The sequence below is a fragment of the Hymenobacter coalescens genome (assembly GCF_054783195.1).
On the sequence record NZ_BAAGRA010000026.1, the window covers coordinates 135,131 to 154,598 of the forward strand.

Sequence of the window (19,468 nt, forward strand, 5' to 3'; positions counted from 1 at the left end):
GCTCAGGCGGTGAGTTTGCGCCCGTCGCAAAGCCAGGCGCTCCGCCGGTGCGTACGTTGGCTTCCCTTGCTGCCGCGGCCGGCTTTGGCGGCCGGCCCTCCCCCTTCCATGGCTTCATTCGCAACGTATTCTGACCAGCCGCTGGCGCACCCGACGGTAGCCACCTCCGTTTCCGAGCGCCTCTGGCTCACGCCTGTGGCCCTGGGGCTGCTGGCCCTGGCTGTAGCCGCTGCCGCGCCGGCCGGCCTGCGTGAGCTGGCCTTCTGGCTAGGGCTGGCGCTGCTGAGCGCCGGGGCGCTGGGCTGGAGCTGGCTCGTGTTTGGGCGCGGCCCGGCCGGCGTACGCCACGACTTCCTCTGGGCCCGGGCCAGCACCTCGCGCGGGGCGGTGGCCTGGGTTACAGGCATCGCGCTGACGGGCTTCTACGTGGTGCTGTACTGGTGGCCGGAGTACCTGGAAAACCTTATCCGTCCGCTCGACGGGCTGAGCCAGCTGCTGCGCGGGCGGGCGGCCGATCAGTGGTTTCTCTACGGCACCTTTTACACCCTGGCCATGCTGCTGATGGGCGCGCGGGCCCTGCTCAAATACCGGCATTCGCCCTACCAGCGGGTGCGCACAGCTTCGGTGATGTTCTTTCAGCTGGGTTTTGCGTGGCTGCTGCCGGGCGTACTGCTGGCACTGCAGCAGCCCGAGTTTTACTTCACCTACTTCTGGCCGCTCAAGTACGACTACCTGTTTCCCGGCGGCGTGGGCGCGCTGTTGCAAAACGGCCACCTAGGCGTGTTCATGGTGTTCTGGGGAGCGGTGATGTCGTTCGTGGCCACGCCCGTTCTCACCTACTTCTACGGCAAGCGGTGGTACTGCTCGTGGGTGTGCGGCTGCGGCGGCCTGGCCGAAACCGCCGGCGACCCGTACCGCCACCTCGCCGACAAACGCCGCGAAGCCTGGCGCTACGAGGTAAGCATCGTGTACACGGTGCTCGGCTTTATCATCGTCACCACGGCGCTGCTGTGGCTGAACAGTGCCGCCGGCGGCGCGCTGCTGGGCCGGCTGTCCGATGAGTTTTCGCGCACCTACGGCTTCGTCATCGGCGCCGTCTTCTCGGGCGTGGTGGGCGTGGGCTTCTACCCCATCCTTGGCTCGCGGGTGTGGTGCCGCTACGGCTGCCCGATGGCGGCCTACCTGGGCCTGTTGCAGAAGCACTTCTCCCGCTTCCGCATCACTACCAACGGCGGGCAGTGCATTTCGTGCGGCAACTGCTCCAACGTGTGCGAAATGGGCATCGACGTGAAGCAGTACGCTCAGCGCGGCGAACCCATCATCCGGGCGGCCTGCGTGGGCTGCGGCCTGTGCAGCACGGCCTGCCCGCGCGGGGTGCTGAACCTGGAAAACGGCCCGCGCGAGGGGCGCTACGAGCCCTCGGCCTTCATCCACGCCGAAAGCCTGCGCATCCTGGACTAACAAACCCGACACCTCGCCGACACTACCGGCGTCACCCCGGTGGCGAGGGCACCAACCGGGCCAGTGGCCCGTCGGGTGGCAGCATAGGCTTCAACTCGGCGTACGAAAGCGTAAACGTGCCCTCGGGCTCGGCGGTCTGAATCACGTGCGGCAGGCCGAAGGAATGGTAAAGCGTGAGGCCCTGCCGGGTCACGGCAAAGTCGTCGAAGCGCGGCTCGTGGGGCTCGAAAGCCACCTGCCGGGTGGCCGCGTCCCAGCGCAGGTGCTCCTGCAAGTCGGGCAGCGCGGCCTGCTCCTCGGGGAAGTCCTGCGCAAACGCGCGGATGCGCTCGGCCACGACCCGGCTGATGGCCCTGCGCCAGCGCTGGCGCAGGGCCGTGGTGTCGGCCGGGCGGATCAGGTCGGCCACGCGCAGGCGCCGGCCGGTGCGGGTATCAAAGACCACGCGGCGCGTATTGATGGAGGGGTAAGCGCCGAGAGTTTCGTTGACCAGCAGCAGGGTGAGCAAGCCGGCCTGGTTGAGCTCCACCTCGTAGCGGAGGCTGGTCAGGCCCCGCCCGTCGTTGGTCACGAACTCGCGCCGGCTGCGCTCCACTGCCGGGCGGGCAGCCGCTGCAGCTCCTCGTCGTCGAAACTGGCGGCCACGATGGCTTGGTTGAGGCGGCGGGCCACGGCCGCATCGGGCAGCTGCACCTCGGGCAGCACGAAGCGGCCCTCGGCCTCCGTGCCCCCGGCGGCGCTGACCGCCACAATTTTCACCGGCGCCGCATCCGCCGCCGCCGGAGCCGGGGCAGGTGCCGTGAGCGGCGCCGCGGCAGTGTCGGCCACCTGAGCAGCCGGGGCCGCGGCGGCCGCCTGCTCGGAGCGGGCCGAATCGGGTTGGCAGCTGGTCAGCCAGCAGGCAGCGCCCAGCAAGGCCGTGGCGGGCAATAAGCAGTACGGAAGGCGCATCAACAGCAGGTCAGGGCAGAATAATGTCCCGAAGAGCGGCAGCTAGCGCAGAAAATCCAGCAGCGCGGCGTGAAAAGCCGGGGCGGCCTGCAGGTGCGGAATATGGCCGACGCCGGCTAGCGCTACCAGCTTGCTGCCCTTGATGGCCTTGGCCGTGCGCTGGCCCAGCGCCGGGTACTGGCCCATGCGCTCCGCCACTTTCGGGTCTTTGATCAGCCCCTTACCCACCACCGTGCGGTCCTGCTGCCCGATGACGAGCAGCGTGGGCGCCTGCACCCGGTCGAATTCGTAGCAGACGGGCTGCTGGTAAATCATCTCGTAGGTGAGGGCGCTGGCCACGGCCACGTCCGGGAAGTCGGGGTGGCGCGTCTGGGCGGCCAGCGGCAGCAGCCACTGGTCGTGTACCTGCGGGTACGGGCCGGGGTAGTAGGTCGCGTGGTACTTGCGGATACCCTCCTCGGTGGCCTTCAGCTCGGTGGAAGTGGCCTCCAGCACGCTCTGAAAGGGCACGCCGCGCCGGTAGTCTTCCAGCCCGATGGGGTTTTCGAGCACCAGCTGCTCGGTCTGGGCCGGGTATTCGATGGCAAAGCGCGTGGCCAGCATGCCGCCCATGCTGTGGCCGACAACCACGGCGCGGCGCACGCCCAGGCTGTCGAGCAGCTGCTTCGTATTCCGGGCCAGCTGGTGAAAGGAGTAGTGGATGTTGGGCTTATCGGACTTGCCGAAACCGATCTGGTCGGGCACCACCACGCGGAAGCCGGCCTTGGTCAGGGCCTCCACCGTGCCGCGCCAGTAGGCCCCGAAGAAGTTTTTGCCGTGCAGCAGCACCACAGTCCGGCCGTTGGCCTTGGCGGCGGCGGGCACGTCCATATAGGCCATGCGCACGGCCCGGCCTTCCAGCCGCAGGGGCAGGTAGCTGACGGCAAACGGGTAGTCGTAGCCGTCGAGGGTGGCGTTGAGGGCATTGGGCACGGCCGACTGGGCGGCGGCCGAAAGCGAACTGGTCAGCAGCAGGCAGAGCAGCAGGTAGAGCAAACGGGGCATTCGAACGAAGCTTGGTGCGCCCCGAGTTACGCAGAATACGGGCCGACGGCTGCACACGGCCCTGCGGCTGCCTACGCAATCGGCCGCTGCCCTACCCGTGCGAGCCCGACAACGCACAGCGCCGGCGCTGCCGCCTTACTTTTCTTCGGCCCGGCGCTGCTTGAGCAGCAGCTCGATGGTGCGCGTGTCCTCGTCGCTCCACACCACGCTGCGCACGTCTTCCACCTGCAGCACGGTGTGGCCGTCGGGCTCCCCGAAGGCCGTGTACACCTCTAGCAGCAGCTCGTCGTCGGTGAGGCGCACCACGTAGCCGTAGGGGTCGTTGTTAGAGTTGGTGGTGATGAGCTGCACGAGCTGGTGCACTTCTTGGGCGCGCTGCAGCAGCGCGGGCACGGAGAGGTACTGCTGTTCCAGGCCGTCGGGGGCCGGGGCCACACCAAACACGGCTTCGGGGTTGTGCTCCTTAAACTCAATCAGACGCACGTACTTATCGTCGAAGTGCACCTGCGTGACTTCGTGCAGGCTCAGGCTGCGCACCCCGGTGAGCGTGCCCTGTCGGGTAATGCTGCGCAGCAGCACCACGTCGGGGTTGTGGCTGAGCACGTAGCCCAGGTACATTTCGCCGGCGGCCTGCAAGGCCACCACGCGGCGGCTGCGCTGGGCGCGCTGCAGCAAATCAGTCAGTAAAGCTCCCATTCCAGGTACCAAGGGCACGTAAGGCCGCCGGCCGCAGCGCCGTTGGCTTGCCAATTCAAGGCGCAATCTAGCGAGGCGGCTGCGATTTTGCCGCCGCCAAATGCTCGTGCAGGGCCTGCTCGATGCGGGCCAGGCGCCCGGCCACGGCTTGCTGCACGTCGTCGTTGAAGAAAGCGGCGCCGCCGGTGCGGGCCGCCAGGTAGCGGGCCAGCGTCGAGCTTTCATGCAGGCGGGCCTGCAACTCGGCCTGTGCGCCCGGCCACTGCTCCGGCAGCCCCCCTTCCAGCAGCGCGATGCGCAGCTCGATGGTGAGGCTTACCAAGGCAGCCAGGCGTACCAGCAGGGTCTGCTCGTCCTCGGAGAAAGCGCGGGCTTCGCGGTCAATCACGCAGAGGCTGCCGATGTTGTGCCCGTCGGGCATGCGCAGCACGGCGCCTGCGTAAAAGCGCAACCCGGCCGATTCGGCCACGGCGGGATTGACCAAACTGCAGCGTTCCTGGGCCAGATCGGGAAACACCAGCACGGTTTCTTCCAGCACCGCCGCCGAGCACAGGCTGTCGGCGCGGGCGACGCGCTCCAGGCCGGGCAGCCCGGTGTTGGCCTTGAAAAACACTTCCTCCGCATCCACCAGCGAAATCAGCGAGATGGGCAGGTTGAACAGTTGCGCGGCCAAGGCCACGTAATCGTCGAAAATCGTTTCCGGGGTGGTGTTCAGAATCTGGTACTGACGCAGGGTGCGCAGGCGGGCCAGCTCGTCTTCCGGAATCAGCGAATGGGGTTGAATATAGGGCGGCATGAAAGCAGGTGCGGGACAAAATAAACAACCGGATGCCCTTTTGTGTTTCGTAGCCGGTAGACCAGCCCTGGCCTGAATTGGCAAAGGTAACCCAACCGGACCAAGGCGCCAGGCCGGTACAGGTGCGGGCCGGCCGTGGCCGAGAGAAAACGCTATATTGGAAAGCGGGCCCCTGAGCCGGCACGCGGGCCGCAAAACCGCCGGGGCTAGTACCCGCGTATGTGGCCGCGCCGCCGCGCCCACCGCCGTTGCTGACCGGGTCGCCCGGCGCTTCTCACTTCTAGCCCGTGCCTATGGCCCGACCTGTACTGCGTCCCTACCTGCCCCTGCTGCTGGCCATCGTGGAGGCGGCTGCCCTGGCTTACGTGCTGCGCGCGCTGTCGCGCTTTATCGGGCTGAACAACCTGCTGCCCGCCTGGATGGGCGAGGCCATTCACCAGACGGTGCTGCTCACGGCGTTTTTGGCCACGCTGCTCTTCGAGCAGCCCCGTCCCTCGCGCCGCATGGCCGTGCTGGCCGCCGCCGTGCCGGCCCTGGTCATGAGCTACGACTTCTACATGGCCTTTACCCGGGGCTGGGGCTGGCTGCTGAGCGCGGCCACGGCCTTCGTGTTCGGCTACAGCCTGTACCTGATCCTCGACGAAGAAGCCGAGCTGCAGGCCAGCAACCGCACCGGCCGCTGGCACCGCCGCGTGCTGCAGCGCCGCCGCGACGCCTGAGCGCCGCCGGTTCGACCTTGAATGCTCACCTTTGCGCCCTGATTCGCGCCGCATGCCCCTTTCCACCCCACCTGCTTCGCTTCCCTTCATCGACGTCATCATCCCGGCCCACAACGAAGGCCGCAGCATCGGGCCGGTGCTGGCCGACATTCCTTGGGCGTGGGTGCGCGAAGTCATCGTGGTCGACAACGCCTCCACCGACGACACGGCGGCGGCGGCCCGGGCCGGCGGCGCCACGGTGCTGCGCGAAGACCGCCCCGGCTACGGCTACGCCTGCCTGCGCGGCATGGCCCACTGCTACGCCCGGCCCGCCACGGAGCAGCCCGCCATCATCGTCTTTCTCGATGGCGACTACTCCGATTACCCCGAGCAGCTGCCCGAGCTGGTGCGCCCCATCCTGAACGACGGCGTGGAGCTGGTTATCGGCTCGCGCGCCCTGGGCCAGCGCGAGCCGGGCGCGATGCTGCCCCAGCAGATTTTTGGCAACTGGCTGGCCACGACACTGCTGCGCCAGCTGTACGGCGCCCGCTTCACCGACCTGGGGCCCTTCCGCGCCATCCGGGCCGAAGCCCTGCGCCGCCTCGACATGCAGGACCAGACCTACGGCTGGACGGTGGAGATGCAGCTCAAGGCAGCCCGGCTCGGCCTGCGCAGCACCGAAGTGCCGGTGCGCTACCGCCGCCGCATCGGCTTCTCGAAGATTTCGGGCACGGTGAAGGGCACGCTGGGGGCCGGCTACAAGATTCTGTGGACGATTTTCCGCTACGCCCGGCGCTAGCCGCGGCCACCCGGCGGTGCTTACTTTTGCATTCTTGACGACCCCATCTTCACCGGCTGCCTGCACATGCTAGGGCTAGAAATGCTGCTTCTGGTCCTCTACGGGCTGTGCCTGCTGTTCGTGCTGGCCTTCAGCCTCACGCAGTGGCGCCTCACCCGCCTGGCCCGCCGCGCCTTCCGCGCTGCCGAAGCGCCGGCGCCAGCCCCTCCGCCGGCCGACGCGGCCTGGCCGCGCGTGACCGTGCAGCTGCCCGTTTATAACGAGCTGAACGTGGTGGAGCGCATCATCGACGCGGCGGCGGCGCTGGACTACCCGGCCGGCCGCCTGCAGATCCAGGTACTCGACGACTCCACCGACGAAAGCGTGGCCCTGGCCGCCGCCCGCGTGGCTTACCACCGCGCCCGCGGGCTCGACATCGAGCACGTGCGCCGCCCCGACCGCCAGGGGTACAAGGCCGGCGCGCTGGCCCACGGCCTGGCCTCGGCGACCGGGGAGCTGGTGGCCATCTTCGATGCGGACTTTGTGCCCGCGCCCGATTTTCTGCGCCGCACCGTACCGTATTTCCTGCCCGATGAGCGCCTGGGCGTGGTGCAGACGCGCTGGGGCCACTTGAACGAAGAATACTCCCTGCTGACCGAACTGCAGGCCTTCGGGCTGAACGCGCACTTCCTGGTGGAGCAGGTCGGGCGCAACGCCGGCCACCACTTCATCAACTTCAACGGCACCGGCGGCGTGTGGCGGCGCCGCTGCATCGACGACGCGGGCGGCTGGCAGGCCGACACGCTCACCGAAGACCTGGACCTGAGCTACCGCGCCCAGCTGGCCGGCTGGCACTTCCGCTACCTGCCCCACGTGGTGGCCCCGGCCGAGCTGCCCGCCCAGATGGACGCGCTCCGCTCGCAGCAGCACCGCTGGAACAAGGGCGGCGCCGAAACGGCCCGCAAGCACCTGCGCCGGGTGTGGGCCTCCCCCACGCTGGGCTTCGCCTCCAAGCTCTACGCCACTTTTCACCTGCTCAACAGCACCGTGTTCGTAGCCGTGCTGCTCATGGGCCTGCTCAGCGTGCCGCTGCTGGTGGTGCAAACGCGCACGCCGGAGCTGCGCTGGGTGTTTCGGCTGGCGGGCCTTTCCGTGCTCAGCCTCGCGCCGCTGGTGGCGTACTACCACGCCGCCTGGCGCCGGAGCGGCGGGCGCGGCGCGGGCCTGCGCTTCGCCCCGAAAATGCTCCTGTTCCTGTCCATGTCGATGGGCCTCTCGCTGCACAACGCCTGGGCGGTGCTCACCGGCCTGGCCGGGCAGCTTACGCCCTTCGTGCGCACGCCCAAGTCGGGGCTGGTGCGCCGCGGCGCGGCCGCCGGGTCGCGCTGGCGGCGCTACCGCACGGGCTCGGTTAGCGGCCAAACGGTGCTGGAGGCGCTGCTGGCGCTGTACTTCGCCGCGGGCATCGGGCTGGCGTTTCGCTACGACAATTACGGGCTGCTGCCCTTCCACGTGCTGCTCGCCGCCGGCTACGCGGCGGTGGTGTATTACAGCGTGCGCCACGCCCGGCAGGCATGAGCACGCCGCGCCACCGGTGGCTGCTGGGCGCGGCGGCTCTGCTGCTGGCCGCTACGCAGTTTGCCCTGGCCTACAGCACTCCGCGCACCGCCACGGCGCAGCTGCTGACGCTGTTTGGAGTGGGGGCATTGGCCTACGCCCTATTGCTGCGCCTGCGCCTGCCCTGGCGCGTCGGCCTGGGCCTGGCCCTGCTGCTACGGCTGCTCTGGCTGCCGGCCACCCCGCCCCTCTCCGACGACTACCACCGCTTCCGCTGGGACGGGGCGCTGGTCGCCGCCGGCGAAAACCCGTTTCTGCACCGCCCCGATGAGTACCGGGCGGGGGGCGGCGCGCTGCCCGGCCCCCCGGCCCTCACGCCGCAGCTCTACCAGCGGCTGAATTCGCCCCACTACTATTCGGTGTACCCGCCAGTGTGCCAGGCCCTGTTTGGGTTGGCCGCGGGGCATTTCCCGGGCTCCGAGCAGGGGCAGATTGTCGCGTTGCGCCTGGCCCTGCTGCTGGCCGAAGCGACGACGGCGCTGCTGCTCGTGCTATTGCTTCGCCGGTTCGGCCTCCCCCCGGAACGCGCTCTGGTATACCTGCTGCACCCGCTGGTGGTGGCTGAGCTGGTCGGCAACCTGCACTTCGAAGCCCTGGTGATTAGCGGCATGCTGGCCGCCTGCTGGCTGCTGGTGCGCGGCCGAGCGCTGAGCGCGGCCGCCCCGCTGGCCCTGGCCGTGGCCACCAAGCTCACGCCCCTGCTGCTGCTGCCGTTGCTGCTGCGGCGCCTGGGCTGGTGGCGCGCCGTAGCTGTGGGCGCGGCCGTGCTGCTGTTGCTTGGGCTGAGCTTCGCGCCTTTTGCCTCGGCCGCGCTGCTAACCAACATCGGCCGCAGCCTCGACCTGTACTTTCACTCCTTCGAGTTCAACGCCAGCGTGTACTACCTGCTGCGCGCCGCCGGGTACTGGCTGAGTGGCTACAACGAAATTGCCCGCCTGGGCACCTTCCTGGCCATGGGCGCAGCGGTGGGCATTCTGACCTTGGCCGCCCTGGAAAAACAACCGACGCCCGCGGCGCTGCCGCGCGCCGCGCTGCTGGCTTTTTCGCTCTACTACCTGCTGGCTACCACCGTGCACCCTTGGTACCTCGCGCCGCTGGTGGCGCTGAGCTGCTGCACGGGCTGGCGCTACCCGGCCGTCTGGGCGGCCCTGGCTCCGTTGTCGTACGCGGCTTACCGCACGGCCGCCTACCAGGAGGATTTGCGGCTGGTGGCGCTGGAGTATTTGGGCGTGGCCGCGGCGGTGGCGTGGGATTGGCGGCGGGCCGGGCATCAGCCAGCGGCAGCCGCCAGTTCTTAATAATCACCCCGGCGGCAGCATGGCCACGTCCGCCATTTGAACCAGGCCATTGCTGGGCTATGACTTAGGCCGTTAAGCTAACGCTCCTTAATGCTGCCAATAAGCGAACCGGCGCTCCGTTTTCAGCAGCAGCTTGCGGCCGTCCCAAGCCGTGTGGCGCAGCAGCAAGTGCGGGTAGTGCTGATCAAACCAGTACACATTGTCCTTGCCGCGCTCCAGGCGCACGGTCACGCGCCAGGCCGGGCGCGGGGCTTCGCCGAGGGCAGCGCGGGCCACGCGGAACTCGGCGCGGTAGAGCTTGGGCTGACCGGCTTTGCTGGTTTGCTGGGTTTCGAGGACGTTGGCCTCGAACAGCGGCTCGTCGTTGAAGCGCAGGCTGCGCAGCGTGTACGGCAGGGCATCTTCCAGCAGCATGTCGCGCTGCACGTCCACCTGATTCACGCCCTGCCCGTCCCAGTAGGAGTTGTAGCTGAGCTTGTAGAGGCCGCCGGCTTCGGTCAGGGCCTTGAAGGTATTGCCGCACCACTCCTGCGAAGAGGTCGTCATCTTGTGCACCTGCAGCGGCTGCTCGCGCCGGAAAAACAGCGACGTGAGGTAGTGGTACGGGTAGTTGTCGGTCGGAATCTGGCAGAACTCGTTGACCTTCATCACCGCGAACAGGTCGGGGCGCTGGTAGTCGTCGGTCTTCACGTTGTAAGCCTGGTTGAAGTCCTCCTTTACCGTGATGATGGTCATCTCGTAGGGGCGGGGCCGCTGGTACACCACCCGCTCGGCCGCGTAGGTAGCCACTTCGGCCAGACCATCATCCCACAGCTTGCTCTGCGCCCAGCCGGCGTCGAAGTGCTGCTGGATACCCGCCAGGGCCGAAATCGGCGCGCCGGTCTGCTCGGGCGCCGAGGGCGGGGAGCAGGCAGCAAGGAACAGCACGGACGAGGCGGCCAGCAGGCGCGGCGCGGCAGAACGCAGCATAGACAAACGAAGCTTGGGGCAACAGAAAGGCCAAAGGTAGCGCCCGCGGCCCCTACCCCGCGCTTTGCTGCCAGGCGCGCCAGTCGGCGGCGGTGTCCACGTCGCGCAGGGTGGGCAGCTGGGCTACCGCCAGGTGTTGCCGGGCGGCAATGGCCAAGGTGTCGCGCAGCACCGCCTCGGTGCTCCAGGCAATGCCCGCGAACAGGGCCGGCTGCGGGGCGCGCAGGCCCAGCAGGTAGTAGCCGCCGTCGTGGGCCGGCCCCAGCACCACGTCGTGGGTGTGCAGTTCCTGAAAGGCCCGCTCCAGCAGCGCGGTGCTCAGCCCTGGGCAATCGGTGCCGATGATGACCACCCGCTGGGCGCCCCCCGCAAAAGCGTCTTCGAAAGCGTGAGCCATGCGCTGGCCCAAATCGGCCGCGGCGGGCTGCACGCGCTGCGGTACGCCGGGCCACAGCGGGCCGGCCGCGGGCGGAGGCGGGGCCGCCAGCCAGAGGGTGCGACCGGCCGTGAGGGGCCGCACCGCCGCTTGGGTATGGTAGAGCAGCTGCCGGTAGGCGGCCAGGGCAGCATCGGGGCCCAGCTCGGCGGCCAGGCGCGTTTTCACTCTTCCCAGCTCGGGGTAGCGGGCAAAGATGAGCAGGTGGTCTGGTTTCAACGGGGTAATCTGGTTGCGCAGGCTGATGAGCCGATGGCGGTAAAGAGGCACAACGGACTGGCACGCCAGCACGAGCTCCTGCTCCGAATCAGCCCGTTAGTGGTAGGCTTTTTCGCCCCGGGTAAGCCAGGCTCCCCAGAGCGCCGAGTACGGGTGCACGCGCTGGGTGGCCCCGCGGGCGTCGACCAGCGGCCGGGCTTCGTTGGCCCACTGGAAAAGGCCGCCGTAGAGGTTGCGCACGTCGCGGAAGCCCAGGGCGCGGAGCTGCTCGCCGATGCGCTCGGAGCGCACCCCCACCGAGCAATACACCACCACGGGCTGCTCGCGGGGCAGGTCGCGCACGGCGGCGGCCGAAAAGGCGTCGTAGTCCACCAGGCGCGCCCCGGCCAGGTGGCTCACGTTGTACTCGGCCGGGGTACGGGTGTCGAGCACCGTCAGGGCGGGCCGCTGCCGGCGCAGGCGCGCCAGCTCCTCGGCCGACAGCGTCGGTACGGAGCCTTTGTAGAGGGTTTTGAGCAGCGTAGCGTAGGCCGGCGAAACGCCCGCGGGCGTCGTCGGCTGGGCCGAGCCGCAGCCCACCAGGGCCAGCAGCGCAGACCACATCAGCAACAGTCGTTTCAAGGTTGGTTGATGATTGTTAATGGCTGATTGTTGAATTGTTGGTTGTTTTTTTGGACGAGTGAACGTCTAGCAATCATTCATTAACAATTAACCATTCAACAATCAGCCATCAACTATACACTACACCGTGGCGCCGCCGCAGCTGGAGCCGGCCCCGGCCGTGCAGCCGTAGCAGTGCTGGTTGAGCACGATGCTGCGCTCGTTGAGCCGGGCCAGGTTGAAGTCGCGGATGTGCTGCGGGGCGCGGGCCTCCACGGGCAGCTCCAGCATCTGGTTGAAGTCGCAATCGTACAGGCCCCCATCCCAGCTCACCGACAGCGTGCTGCGGCACATCACGTTGGCCGCGGCCACCGGGTTGTAGCCCTGCACCAGCTTGTCCATGTAGGCAGCGTAGTTGCCGCTTTCCACCAGGTAATCGAGGAAGCGGCTGACGGGCAGGTTGGTGATGGTCAGCAGCCCGTTGAACTCCACGCCGTGCTCCCGGCGCAGGCGCTGCTTGAAGTCGCGCTCCAGCCCGGCCTGCGAGCCGGGCAGAAAGGCGCCCGAAGGATTGTACACCAAGTCTAGGACCAGCCCGCTGCCCTCCTGTCCGTAGCCAACGGCGTTGAGCATCTTCAGGGCCCGGATGCTGCGCTCGAACACGCCTTCGCCGCGCTGCGCGTCGGTGCGGCCGGCCGAAAAGTGCGGCAGCGACGACACCACCCGCACCCCGTGCCGGGCGAAGAACGCCGGCAGGTCGTGGTACTTCTTGTTGGCCACGATGATGGTCAGGTTGCAGCGCACGATGAGCTGCCGGCCCAGGGCCGCTACCTGCTCCACCAGCCAGCGAAAGTCCGGGTTCATCTCCGGCGCGCCGCCCGTCAAGTCCACCACCTGCATGTCGGGGGCCAGGCGCAGGGCCTGCAGGCACTGCTCCATGGTTTCGCGGGTCATGATTTCGGTGCGGTCGGGCCCGGCGTCGACGTGGCAATGCTTGCAGGTCTGGTTGCACATCTTGCCCACGTTCAGCTGCAGGGTGCTGATGCCGGTGGGGCGCAGCGGCAGCAGGCCGGTTTCGCGCAGCTTGGCGCCAAAGGCCGGCCAGGCCTGCCCGCTCGTCTGCGCCGCGTTGAGCACGGTAAGCTGGTAACCGGTGTCGGCCAAAGGATGCTGCTGGGCGTGAAGGCTTTTCATGGGGTCGGAATGGGCGGAATATGGATAATGTGGAAATGGGAGAAATGATTTCCGTCGGCTTCGTGACCGGTCAGTTTTTCACAGTGCCACATTGCCCACATTCTTCCACATTACATAGAAAGCTCCTTGGCTTTGTTCATCATCTGCACGCCGTGCACGAGCACCGCGCCGCCTTTGATGGCGGCCGCCACGTGCACGGCTTCCATCATCTGGGCTTCGTCGGCTCCTTTCTGCAGCGAGTCGGTGGTGTAGGCATCGATGCAGTACGGGCACTGCACGGCGTGGGCCACGGCCAGGGCAATCAGGGCTTTTTCGCGCTCCGTGAGGGCGCCTTCCTTGAATACCTCGCCGTAGTAGTCGAAGAACTTACGGCCCGCTTCGGCTTGCCACTCGGTGATGTTGCCAAACTTAGCCAGGTCGGCGGGGTTGTAGTAGGTGCTCTTTTCCATATCGGGGTCAACAAACGAAGGGACGGGCGGTTTGGATTCGGGGGCGGCCGCCGGCTGATGCCGGCTGAAGCGCTACTCCGGGCGGCGCTGCACCCGGATGTGCACGTGCCGGCCGTCGTCGCGGGTGGTGGGCTCGATGCTGATGCGCTCGGCCTCGTCGAAGTACACGGCCAATCCGCGGACAATGCCCACGGCCAGCGGCCCCATCCGGCGGGCCGACACGTACTCGACCACCACTTCGTCGGGGCCGGTACGACGCACGTCGAGCACGGGCGGGGCGTTTTCCTCGTGTTCCTGGCGCACGCGGCGGTGCATTACGTTTTCGGTGTGCTCGAGCATTTCCAGGGTGCGCCAACTGGGGTTCAGCAGCTTGCCGTACATGTACAGCAGGTCGGGCACGAGGTACTCGCCAAACTTTTCCTGCAGCTCCGCCGCCGGAATGCCGGTCATCTCGGCGGCCGTGCCCACCAGCGCAAACATCTGCTCGTCGGGGTACACGTGCTTGTGGTCGAAGTCGGCGGGGCCGATGCCGGCAGCTTCCACGAGGCGAATCCAGGTGCTGTGGTCGTACTGCGTCTGAACGTAACGCTTCAGCAGCGTAAAGATGGTGCCGTGCATAGAGAGATGAAAAGGTAAAAATGCGCAATTGCGCGAAGAGTACGGGCCACCTGGGTTGGCGGCGCGGTGCAGCCCGCGCGGGTCTGCTGTGTTTTTGCCGCTACCTTGCCTGCCGCAAGCGTTTTCCACCAACTCCGTTTATGACCCCACGTTACGCCCGCACCCTGCTGCTGGGTTTTGCCGCCGCGGGCACGCTGGCCGCCGCCAGTTGCCAGCGCAAGTCCGACCGCGACGCGGCCCAGACTTCGGCCGCCGACACCGGCTTCGACCGCTACAAGGAGCGGTTCATCGATTCGCTCTGGTACTACAACCCCGGCTGGGCCTCTTCGCAGGGCTTCCACAAGTACGACGCCGTGCTGGTGCTGCCCACCGCCGGGCGCCGGCAGGTGGAAAATCAGGCCGCTGCCCGCGGCCTGCAGGAGCTGCAGGGTTTCCGGTTCGAGGAGCTATCGGCCCACAACCAAACCGACTACCTGCTGATGGTGAACCAGCTGCGCTCGACGCGCTGGTACAACGACACGCTGCGCAGCTGGGAGTGGAATCCGGCCCAGTACAACCTGAGCGAGCCGGTGGCCGAAATCCTCAACGGGCGCTACCAGCCGCTGGCCCAGCGCCTGCGCAGCATCTCGGCCAAAATCAACCGCGCCACCGAGTATTACGCGGCCGCCGAAAACAACCTCCAGAACCCCACCCGGGAGCACCTGGAGCTGGCCATCCTGCAAAACCGCGGCGGGCTGGAAGTCTTCGGGCAGCCCCTGCGCGACTCGGTGGCCAAGGCCGATCTGACGGCGCGCGAAAAAACCGAGCTGCTCGCTCGCATTGAAACCACCCGCGACGCCATCCAGGATTACGTCCGCTTCCTCGACGAGGAGCTGCGCCCGCAAGCCAAGCGCAGCTTCCGCATCGGCCAGAAGCTCTTCGACCAGAAATTCCGCTACGACATCGTGGCCAACGCCTCGGCCGACGAGGTGTACCAGAAAGCCCAGCGCCACAAGCAGGAGCTGCTGGCCGACATGGCCGTGCGCGCCACCCGCCTCTGGCCCAAGTACCTGCCGGGCCAGCCGCTGCCCGCCGACACGCTCACCCGCATCCGGGAAGTGATTACGAAGCTCTCGGCCACGCACACCACGCCGCAGGGCTTCGTGGCGGCGGTGCGGGCCCAGATTCCCGAGCTGGTGCGGTTCGTCGACGACAAGAAACTGCTCACCCAGGACCCCTCCAAGCCGCTGGTGGTGCGCGAAACGCCGCTGTACATGCGCGGCTCGGGTGCCGGGGCGTCGGTGTCGGCGCCGGGGCCGTACGACAAGGGGGCCGATACGTACTACAACGTGGAGCCGCTCGACGGCGTGCCGGCGGCGCAGGCCGAAAGCTACCTGCGTGAGTACAACCAGTACACGCTGCAGATCCTGAACATTCACGAGGCCATTCCGGGCCACTACACCCAGCTGGTGTACGCCAACCGCTCCCCCAGCATCATCAAGGCGGTGCTCGGCAACGGGGCCATGATCGAGGGCTGGGCCGTGTACGCCGAGCGCATGATGCTGGAAAGCGGCTACGCCGGCGGCACCGACGAAATCTGGCTGATGTGGGACAAGTGGAACATGCGCGTGACACTGAACACCATCCTCGACCACCTCGTGCACACGGGCAATATTTCGGAGGCCGAAGCGGTGCGGCTGCTGCAGCGCGACGGTTTCCAGGAAGAGGCCGAAGCCCGCAACAAGTGGCGCCGCGCCACCCTCAGCCAAGTGCAGCTCAGCTCCTACTTCACCGGCTACACCGAGATTTACGACCTGCGGGAAGAGCTGAAAAAGAAGCAGGGCGAGAAGTTCGACCTGAAGACTTTCAACGAGCAGTTTCTGAGCTACGGCAGCGCCCCGGTAAAGTACATCCGGCAGATGATGCTGCGCTAACGCCGCACTGCCCATTGCCTCAGCGGCCTTGCCGCCTGGACAGCTCTGCTCAGCGCCCCGGCGCAATGTTTTCTCTACCGCCCGCCGTGCCGAGCCAAATCGGAGCACGGCGGGCGGTAGGCTTTGGCGGCACCCGCGGCGGGCCCGTGCCGCGAGAACGGCCCGCGACTCGGGCCGAGCCACATCAATCAAACTTTCGTACCACAGGCGTCCTTTCTGCTCTAGCCCCCGCCCGTTCCCATGAAAGAAGCTGACCGCCTGCGCGTAATCGATACCGACGACGAGGGGCTGCGCCACCTGACCCACGACCACCTGAAGGTGTTTGCCAAGTTCACCTCCGAAAACTGCCCCACCTGCGAAACCCTGGCTCCGCCCTTTGCCCGGTTTGCCGACGACGAGCCGTACCGCGGCATCGTGTTTCTGCGCCTGAATTCGGATGAAAACCCCGTGGCCAAAAAGCTGATGCAGGAAAAAGTCGCACCCTTTTTCGTGAGCTACTGCCAGGGCCAGCTGCTGGAGTGCGACGCGCTTACTTCGGAGGCGCAGGTCCGCCAGATGCTCGACCGCCTGCGCGCGTTCATGCCGCTCACGTAGTAAAGGCCCCACCGACACCGGGTAATCGGCGCCGTCCTCGCATTCATCCGAATATTACCCGCGGTAAAAAGTCCGTCGTGGCCGGGCTTCGTCTGGCCGGATGGCCGCGACTTTTCGGTCGGGCGCCTAGCTTTGCCGGGTGTTCTTCCTGCTCTCCAAACTGCTCAACTTTCTGCTGCTGCCGGCCCTGTGGCTGCTGGCCCTGCTGGCCGCGGCCCTGTTCACGCGCCGGCCCCGGCGGCGGCGCGCCCTGCTGCTGGCGGCGCTGCTGCTGCTGGTAGTGGGCACCAACAACGCCCTGGTCAACGAGGCGCTGCTGGCCTGGGAGCTGCCGCCCGTACGGCTCCGGGCGCTGGGCCACCACGACGTGGGCGTGCTGCTGACCGGCATCGGCGACGGGCGCAAGTCGCCGCACGACCGGGTGTACCTGGGCCGCGGCGCCGACCGCCTGACCAACGCCTTGTGGCTGTACCGCGCCGGCCGCATCCGGCGCATCCTGATTTCGGGGGGCTCGGGTGCCCTCAACGGCCCCACGGCGCGCACCGAGGCCCGCGAGCTGTACATTCTGCTGCGCCTGGCCGGCGTACCCGCCGCGCACATGCTGCTGGAGGAGCGCAGCCGCAACACCCGCGAAAATGCCCTCTACACCAAGGAAATGCTGGCTGGTCACCCCGAGCTGCGCTCCGTGGTGCTCGTCACCTCGGCCTTTCACCAGCGCCGGGCCCTGGGCTGCTTTCGCCGCGTGGGACTGCAGCCGGTAGCCTTTCCGGCCGGGTTCGTCACCACCGACCGCAGCACCTCGCCCCACTACTGGCTCGTGCCCGACGCCGACGCGCTGACGCGCTGGAGCCTGCTGCTCCACGAAATCAGCGGCTACGTGGTGTACCGCGTGCTGGGCTACGCGTGAGACGGTGAGGCGGTGAGTTTGACGTTTGGGAGGCCGAAGCCGCGCATTCCGCGCAAGCGGCCCGACACTCGCAACCTCACCACTTACTCCACCTTTTTCTTAGCGACGGGCGCCTCTCCGGCCACCCACACCGACTTCTGGTTGACAAATTCGCGGATGCCCAGGTAGGATAGCTCGCGGCCGTAGCCCGACTTCTTCACCCCGCCGAAGGGCATTTCGGGCGACGACTTGACCAGCGCGTTGATAAACACAGCACCGGCTTCTACCTGCCGCGCCAGCTCTTCGCCACGCTCTACGTCGGCGGTCCAGATGGAGGCGCCCAGCCCGAAGCGCGAGTCGTTGGCCAGCCGGACGGCATCCCGGGCATCCTTGGCCTCCAGCACCAGGGCCACCGGCCCGAACAGCTCCTCCGCGTAGGCCCGCTGCCCCGGCTTCACGTTCGACAGAATCACGGGCCGGAACAGGGCCGTGCCCGGCTTGGACTGCCCGCCAAACAGCTCCACCTTGGCGCCCTGCCGTACGGAATCTTCCACCTGTTCGGTCAGCTCGTCGGCCAGGTCGGGGCGGGCGAGCGGGCCGTACTGCGTGTCTTCGCGCAGCGGGTCGCCGGTACGCATTGCCAGCAGGTGTGTTTTCAGCTGGCTGATAAACTCCTTGACCACCGGTTTTTCCACGATGAAGCGCTTGGCGGCGATGCAGCTCTGCCCGGCATTGATCATGCGGGCCTGCGCCGCCGTTTTGGCGGCCAGGGCCAGGTCGGCGTCGGCCAGCACGATGAAGGCGTCGGAGCCGCCGAGCTCCAGCACGGTTTTTTTGATCTGGGCGCCGGCCGTGGCGGCCACCTGCGCCCCGGCGGGTTCCGAGCCGGTGAGCGTGACGGCCCGCACCCGGTCGTCTTCGATCAGCCGGCCCACCAGGTCGGAGCCGATGAGTAGGGTGCGGAAGGCGGCGGGTGGAAAGCCCGCGTCGTGGAAGATTTTTTCCAGGGCCAGCGCGCACTGCGGCACGTTGGAGGCGTGCTTGAGCAGGCCCACGTTGCCGGCCATCAGGGCCGGGGCGGCAAAGCGCACCACCTGCCAGAACGGGAAATTCCACGGCATCACGGCCAGCACCACCCCCAGGGGCTCGTGGCTGATGAAGCTGCGGCGGGCCTCGGTCTTGATTTCTTCGTCGGACAGAAATTCCTCGGCGTGCGCGGCGTAATAGTCACAGCACAGGGCGCACTTTTGGGCTTCGGCGCGGCCGTCGGGCACGGGCTTGCCCATTTCGAGGGCCATCAGGCGGGCCAGCTCGTGCTGCCGCTCGCGCAGCAGCTGGGCGGCGCGGCGCATCAGCCGGGCGCGTTCCTCGAACGAAGTGGTGCGCCACCGGGCGGCGGCGCGGTGGCTTTGGGCCAGGATGCGCTCGGTCTGAGCCCAGGAAAAGGCGCGAAAACGGCGCCACACGCGGCCGGTGTAGGGGTTGTAGGATTCGATGGGCATAAGTAGCTAGGCATGTCCGGGTAACGTCGGCCCGTAAAGTACGTACGCAGCCCGCAGGCCGATGCCGCGTATAACTTTTCCTTTGCCGCCCCGGTTAGCGGATGCTGCCATCGTCGTCGGCGTTTTGTCCTTACTTTTGACCGCCCCGTCTGCGGCCCCCACCGCCGCGCCGGGAATTTTCACCACACCGTGACCAGTTTGCTACCCGAGCCGCCATCCATTGCCGAAGAACAGCTCGTAGCCAGGCTACGCGCCCAAGACGAGGCCGCCATGTCGGAATTCTACGACAAGTATTCGGCGGCCCTCTACGGCGTCATCCTGCGCATCGTGCGCCGCGAGGAAGAAGCCGAAGATGTACTGCAGGAAGGGATGGTTAAAATCTGGCATTCGTTTCAGAGCTACGACGCGTCCAAGGGGCGGCTGTTTACGTGGGTGCTGAACGTGTGCCGAAATTTAGCCATCGACAAAATCCGCTCCCGCCAGTACCGCGTAGGTTCTCGCAGTCAGCCACTGGACGATAGTCCTGCCGAGCGTCAGCCCGCCGTTCCTACCTTCCGGCCCGAGCACATCGGGCTGCAGGAAATCACGCGCCAACTGATTCCCGAACAGCGTCAGATAGTCGACCTGCTGTATTTCGAAGGCTACACCCAAAGCGAGGTAGCCGAGGAGCTTCAATTGCCGCTAGGAACCGTGAAAACCCGCGCACGCGCCGCCATTAAAGTACTTTCCAAACTGATCCGATAACCTGA

The 19,468-nt window shown here is 67.2% G+C and carries 21 protein-coding genes; 9 read left to right on the plus strand and 12 right to left on the minus strand.

What is annotated here, in order from left to right; translation table 11 throughout:
* The first annotated feature begins 108 nt into the window (after positions 1-108).
* A complete protein-coding gene (locus tag ACYVKQ_RS22235) occupies positions 109-1,461 on the plus strand; it encodes a 4Fe-4S binding protein (protein WP_460677569.1) in 1,353 nt (450 codons plus the stop codon).
* Between the two features lie 31 nt (positions 1,462-1,492).
* On the opposite strand, the gene ACYVKQ_RS22240 is transcribed toward ACYVKQ_RS22235, so the two are convergent.
* The 5 genes from ACYVKQ_RS22240 to ACYVKQ_RS22260 form a co-directional block, all read right to left on the minus strand.
* Positions 1,493-2,056, minus strand: a complete 564-nt coding sequence (locus ACYVKQ_RS22240) for a hypothetical protein (RefSeq protein WP_460677570.1) — start codon at positions 2,054-2,056, stop codon at positions 1,493-1,495.
* Complete coding sequence (locus tag ACYVKQ_RS22245; RefSeq protein ID WP_460677571.1) at positions 2,029-2,412, minus strand: hypothetical protein; 384 nt, start codon at positions 2,410-2,412, stop codon at positions 2,029-2,031. The genes ACYVKQ_RS22240 and ACYVKQ_RS22245 overlap by 28 nt, the downstream gene beginning before the upstream one ends.
* A 42-nt stretch (positions 2,413-2,454) precedes the next feature.
* The gene (locus ACYVKQ_RS22250) at positions 2,455-3,456 is read right to left on the minus strand and encodes an alpha/beta fold hydrolase (RefSeq protein WP_460677572.1); all 1,002 of its coding nucleotides are present in this window, start codon (positions 3,454-3,456) and stop codon (positions 2,455-2,457) included.
* Positions 3,457-3,591: 135 nt separating this feature from the next.
* Positions 3,592-4,152: a hypothetical protein gene (locus ACYVKQ_RS22255; RefSeq protein WP_460677573.1), complete on the minus strand. Its 561-nt coding sequence runs from the start codon at positions 4,150-4,152 to the stop codon at positions 3,592-3,594.
* Between the two features lie 67 nt (positions 4,153-4,219).
* Complete coding sequence (locus ACYVKQ_RS22260) at positions 4,220-4,948, minus strand: GAF domain-containing protein (protein ID WP_460677574.1); 729 nt, start codon at positions 4,946-4,948, stop codon at positions 4,220-4,222.
* 293 nt (positions 4,949-5,241) lie between these two features.
* Here ACYVKQ_RS22260 and ACYVKQ_RS22265 point away from each other — a divergent pair, with 293 nt between their 5' ends.
* The 4 genes from ACYVKQ_RS22265 to ACYVKQ_RS22280 all read left to right on the plus strand — a co-directional run bounded on the left by ACYVKQ_RS22265 (position 5,242) and on the right by ACYVKQ_RS22280 (position 9,339).
* Entirely contained in the window at positions 5,242-5,667 is a 426-nt protein-coding gene (locus ACYVKQ_RS22265; protein WP_460677575.1) for a hypothetical protein, read from the plus strand.
* A gap of 52 nt (positions 5,668-5,719) precedes the next feature.
* The gene (locus ACYVKQ_RS22270) at positions 5,720-6,445 is read left to right on the plus strand and encodes a glycosyltransferase family 2 protein (protein WP_460677576.1); all 726 of its coding nucleotides are present in this window, start codon (positions 5,720-5,722) and stop codon (positions 6,443-6,445) included.
* Positions 6,446-6,526: 81 nt separating this feature from the next.
* Positions 6,527-8,002 carry a cellulose synthase family protein gene (locus tag ACYVKQ_RS22275; RefSeq protein WP_460677577.1) on the plus strand — a complete coding sequence of 492 codons (1,476 nt, stop codon included), beginning with the start codon at positions 6,527-6,529 and terminating at the stop codon, positions 8,000-8,002.
* Positions 7,999-9,339: a glycosyltransferase 87 family protein gene (locus ACYVKQ_RS22280; RefSeq protein ID WP_460677578.1), complete on the plus strand. Its 1,341-nt coding sequence runs from the start codon at positions 7,999-8,001 to the stop codon at positions 9,337-9,339. Before ACYVKQ_RS22275 ends, ACYVKQ_RS22280 begins: the two co-directional genes overlap by 4 nt.
* A gap of 87 nt (positions 9,340-9,426) precedes the next feature.
* Here ACYVKQ_RS22280 and ACYVKQ_RS22285 read toward each other — a convergent pair whose 3' ends face one another.
* The 6 genes from ACYVKQ_RS22285 to ACYVKQ_RS22310 form a co-directional block, all read right to left on the minus strand.
* A complete protein-coding gene (locus ACYVKQ_RS22285; protein WP_460677579.1) occupies positions 9,427-10,308 on the minus strand; it encodes a hypothetical protein in 882 nt (293 codons plus the stop codon).
* A gap of 52 nt (positions 10,309-10,360) precedes the next feature.
* Entirely contained in the window at positions 10,361-11,014 is a 654-nt protein-coding gene (locus ACYVKQ_RS22290) for a TIGR04282 family arsenosugar biosynthesis glycosyltransferase (protein ID WP_460677580.1), read from the minus strand.
* A 45-nt stretch (positions 11,015-11,059) separates the two neighbouring features.
* The gene (locus ACYVKQ_RS22295; RefSeq protein WP_460677581.1) at positions 11,060-11,584 is read right to left on the minus strand and encodes a rhodanese-like domain-containing protein; all 525 of its coding nucleotides are present in this window, start codon (positions 11,582-11,584) and stop codon (positions 11,060-11,062) included.
* A gap of 120 nt (positions 11,585-11,704) precedes the next feature.
* Entirely contained in the window at positions 11,705-12,757 is a 1,053-nt protein-coding gene (gene arsS / locus ACYVKQ_RS22300) for an arsenosugar biosynthesis radical SAM (seleno)protein ArsS (RefSeq protein ID WP_460677582.1), read from the minus strand.
* A 110-nt stretch (positions 12,758-12,867) separates the two neighbouring features.
* Positions 12,868-13,206, minus strand: a complete 339-nt coding sequence (locus ACYVKQ_RS22305; protein WP_460677583.1) for an arsenosugar biosynthesis-associated peroxidase-like protein — start codon at positions 13,204-13,206, stop codon at positions 12,868-12,870.
* Positions 13,207-13,278: 72 nt separating this feature from the next.
* Positions 13,279-13,824, minus strand: a complete 546-nt coding sequence (locus tag ACYVKQ_RS22310; RefSeq protein ID WP_460677584.1) for a heme NO-binding domain-containing protein — start codon at positions 13,822-13,824, stop codon at positions 13,279-13,281.
* 140 nt (positions 13,825-13,964) lie between these two features.
* Here ACYVKQ_RS22310 and ACYVKQ_RS22315 point away from each other — a divergent pair, with 140 nt between their 5' ends.
* The 3 genes from ACYVKQ_RS22315 to ACYVKQ_RS22325 all read left to right on the plus strand — a co-directional run bounded on the left by ACYVKQ_RS22315 (position 13,965) and on the right by ACYVKQ_RS22325 (position 17,238).
* Entirely contained in the window at positions 13,965-15,737 is a 1,773-nt protein-coding gene (locus tag ACYVKQ_RS22315; RefSeq protein WP_460677585.1) for a DUF885 domain-containing protein, read from the plus strand.
* 240 nt (positions 15,738-15,977) lie between these two features.
* Positions 15,978-16,331 carry a thioredoxin family protein gene (locus ACYVKQ_RS22320; protein WP_460677586.1) on the plus strand — a complete coding sequence of 118 codons (354 nt, stop codon included), beginning with the start codon at positions 15,978-15,980 and terminating at the stop codon, positions 16,329-16,331.
* A gap of 139 nt (positions 16,332-16,470) precedes the next feature.
* Positions 16,471-17,238 carry a YdcF family protein gene (locus tag ACYVKQ_RS22325; protein WP_460677587.1) on the plus strand — a complete coding sequence of 256 codons (768 nt, stop codon included), beginning with the start codon at positions 16,471-16,473 and terminating at the stop codon, positions 17,236-17,238.
* Between the two features lie 83 nt (positions 17,239-17,321).
* On the opposite strand, the gene ACYVKQ_RS22330 is transcribed toward ACYVKQ_RS22325, so the two are convergent.
* Positions 17,322-18,719: an NAD-dependent succinate-semialdehyde dehydrogenase gene (locus ACYVKQ_RS22330; RefSeq protein ID WP_460677588.1), complete on the minus strand. Its 1,398-nt coding sequence runs from the start codon at positions 18,717-18,719 to the stop codon at positions 17,322-17,324.
* A gap of 189 nt (positions 18,720-18,908) precedes the next feature.
* Between ACYVKQ_RS22330 and ACYVKQ_RS22335 the strand changes: the two genes are divergently transcribed.
* Positions 18,909-19,463 (plus strand): RNA polymerase sigma factor, encoded by a 555-nt coding sequence (locus ACYVKQ_RS22335; protein ID WP_460677589.1) that lies wholly within the window; start codon positions 18,909-18,911, stop codon positions 19,461-19,463.
* Positions 19,464-19,468: the final 5 nt, after the last annotated feature.

Excerpts from the sequence above, each read along its gene's own strand:
- ACYVKQ_RS22235 (WP_460677569.1), top strand. The coding sequence starts at position 109 with ATGGCTTCATTCGCAACGTATTCTGACCAGCCGCTGGCGCACCCGACG.
- ACYVKQ_RS22245 (WP_460677571.1), bottom strand. The coding sequence starts at position 2,412 with ATGCGCCTTCCGTACTGCTTATTGCCCGCCACGGCCTTGCTGGGCGCT.
- ACYVKQ_RS22250 (WP_460677572.1), bottom strand. The coding sequence starts at position 3,456 with ATGCCCCGTTTGCTCTACCTGCTGCTCTGCCTGCTGCTGACCAGTTCG.
- ACYVKQ_RS22255 (WP_460677573.1), bottom strand. The coding sequence starts at position 4,152 with ATGGGAGCTTTACTGACTGATTTGCTGCAGCGCGCCCAGCGCAGCCGC.
- ACYVKQ_RS22260 (WP_460677574.1), bottom strand. The coding sequence starts at position 4,948 with ATGCCGCCCTATATTCAACCCCATTCGCTGATTCCGGAAGACGAGCTG.
- ACYVKQ_RS22265 (WP_460677575.1), top strand. The coding sequence starts at position 5,242 with ATGGCCCGACCTGTACTGCGTCCCTACCTGCCCCTGCTGCTGGCCATC.
- ACYVKQ_RS22270 (WP_460677576.1), top strand. The coding sequence starts at position 5,720 with ATGCCCCTTTCCACCCCACCTGCTTCGCTTCCCTTCATCGACGTCATC.
- ACYVKQ_RS22275 (WP_460677577.1), top strand. The coding sequence starts at position 6,527 with ATGCTGCTTCTGGTCCTCTACGGGCTGTGCCTGCTGTTCGTGCTGGCC.
- ACYVKQ_RS22280 (WP_460677578.1), top strand. The coding sequence starts at position 7,999 with ATGAGCACGCCGCGCCACCGGTGGCTGCTGGGCGCGGCGGCTCTGCTG.
- ACYVKQ_RS22285 (WP_460677579.1), bottom strand. The coding sequence starts at position 10,308 with ATGCTGCGTTCTGCCGCGCCGCGCCTGCTGGCCGCCTCGTCCGTGCTG.
- arsS (WP_460677582.1), bottom strand. The coding sequence starts at position 12,757 with ATGAAAAGCCTTCACGCCCAGCAGCATCCTTTGGCCGACACCGGTTAC.
- ACYVKQ_RS22305 (WP_460677583.1), bottom strand. The coding sequence starts at position 13,206 with ATGGAAAAGAGCACCTACTACAACCCCGCCGACCTGGCTAAGTTTGGC.
- ACYVKQ_RS22310 (WP_460677584.1), bottom strand. The coding sequence starts at position 13,824 with ATGCACGGCACCATCTTTACGCTGCTGAAGCGTTACGTTCAGACGCAG.
- ACYVKQ_RS22315 (WP_460677585.1), top strand. The coding sequence starts at position 13,965 with ATGACCCCACGTTACGCCCGCACCCTGCTGCTGGGTTTTGCCGCCGCG.
- ACYVKQ_RS22320 (WP_460677586.1), top strand. The coding sequence starts at position 15,978 with ATGAAAGAAGCTGACCGCCTGCGCGTAATCGATACCGACGACGAGGGG.
- ACYVKQ_RS22330 (WP_460677588.1), bottom strand. The coding sequence starts at position 18,719 with ATGCCCATCGAATCCTACAACCCCTACACCGGCCGCGTGTGGCGCCGT.